Raw genomic sequence first — 1,541 nt, forward strand, 5'->3', positions numbered from 1 at the left:
GTTGGATCAGCCCGGCCGTGCTGTTGAACGGTTCGGGGAAGGTGGTGAGGAAGGCGTGGGCCTGGGCGCGGAGGTGGTCGACCGGCGGGTCCTCGCAGATCACCTCCAGGCCGATTCCGGTCGCCCGGCCCAGGTCGTAGTAGGACTGGTAGGCGAGGTAGGGGCGGTGGTCGTCGGTGGGGTCGAGGCCGACGGCGAAGGTCGCGAAGTGCGGCTGCTGCTTGCCCTCGGCCGGGGCCGAACCGGCGCGGGAGAGCTGCCATTCGAACTCGTACGGCTCGGGGTCGGCGGGCAGGTCCAGCAGTGCCTGGGCGAGCCGGCGGACCTCGTCCGGGTTCGAGAAGGGGATCGACTCCGACCAGGCGGGGGCGGAGGCGAGCAGTTCCCAGTCGTCGCCGTTGTGGCCGACGGTCAGGGCCCACTCGCCGTTCGGGTCCTGCCAGCGGCAGCTGATGATCGGGTCCACGGCGGTCAACCTCCCTGTGGCGCTGGATCGTTCGTACCTCCTCATCGTGGCACACCGGGCGGCCCGGGGGCCTCGGCCGTGAGCCGTCCTCGGGCCCGCTGCCAGGCCTCCTGGAGCGTGCGGTAGCCGAGGACGGTGATGCCGAGCTCGGTGAGCAGCCGGCGGGCCTCGGGGGAGACGAGGAACGCGTGGTCGGTGCGCCGGACGCGCCAACCGTCGTCCGGGGCGTGGCGGTTCGGACCGTGGCGGTTCGGGCCGTGGCGGTTCGAGTCTGCCTTCGCGTCCGTCCTCGGGCCGGCCGTGCTGGGGTGCAGGGCCCACTCGGTGAGGCCCGGGGGGAGTGCGGCGAGCAGGCGGGCGTAGTGGGCGGGCTTGTCCTCCAGGGGGACGGTGAAGCTGTCGAGGAAGCCGTGGTCCACCACCGGCAGGCCCTGCGCGCGCAGCCGGGCGAGTGCGGGCGGCAGCCAGACCCGGACCGCCAGGCCGTACTCGGCGCCGAGGGCGAGGGTGAGGTCGAGGACGTCCTCGCGGCCGCCGTCGGCCAGGCAGTGGAAGTCGAGGTGGGTCGGGGCGAGGCCGGCCGCCGCGACCGCGTCGATCTGGGCACGGAACTCGCGCTCGACGTCGTCGAGTCGGGCCCGGGCGAGCAGTGCGGCGCGTCCGGCGGGGGTGGGGGCGAAGAACCCTCCGGAGGCGTCGAGGAGGGAGGGCACCCGGTCCCGGGCGGCGAGCGGACCCCAGCGATGGTCCGCGGACTCGCAGACCAGCGTGAGATGGACGCCGAAGGGGACCTCAGGGTGCCGGCGCAGCAGCCGGAGCGCGTGCGGCGCGGCGGCGCAGGGCGTCATCAGGCTGCAGGAGGCGGCGATGCCGTTCCGGACGGCGTCGACCACGGCGAGGTTGACGGACTCGTCCAGGCCGAGGTCGTCGCAGTTGAGCAGCAGGAGGCGGGCGTCGGGCGGGTGGCCGAGGAGGTGGTTGGCGGTGGGGGATCGGAAGACCACACCTCTGAACTCCAGTCACACGTACTCATCGCCTATTACCTAATCAGCTTGAAATAACCGAGTGGGGGTTG

The 1,541-nt window shown here is 72.9% G+C and carries 2 protein-coding genes; both read right to left on the reverse strand.

The features are described from left to right. Positions 1-466, reverse strand: a 466-nt coding sequence (locus ACIQOV_RS40915) for a hypothetical protein (RefSeq protein ID WP_401056149.1), incomplete at its 3' end; no start/stop codon positions are given. Between the two features lie 41 nt (positions 467-507). After that, positions 508-1,470 carry a polysaccharide deacetylase family protein gene (locus tag ACIQOV_RS40920; protein ID WP_401056151.1) on the reverse strand — a complete coding sequence of 321 codons (963 nt, stop codon included), beginning with the start codon at positions 1,468-1,470 and terminating at the stop codon, positions 508-510. Positions 1,471-1,541: the final 71 nt, after the last annotated feature.

It is taken from the genome of Kitasatospora sp. NPDC091257 (assembly GCF_044757675.1).
Lineage (GTDB): Bacteria > Actinomycetota > Actinomycetes > Streptomycetales > Streptomycetaceae > Kitasatospora > Kitasatospora lactacystinica.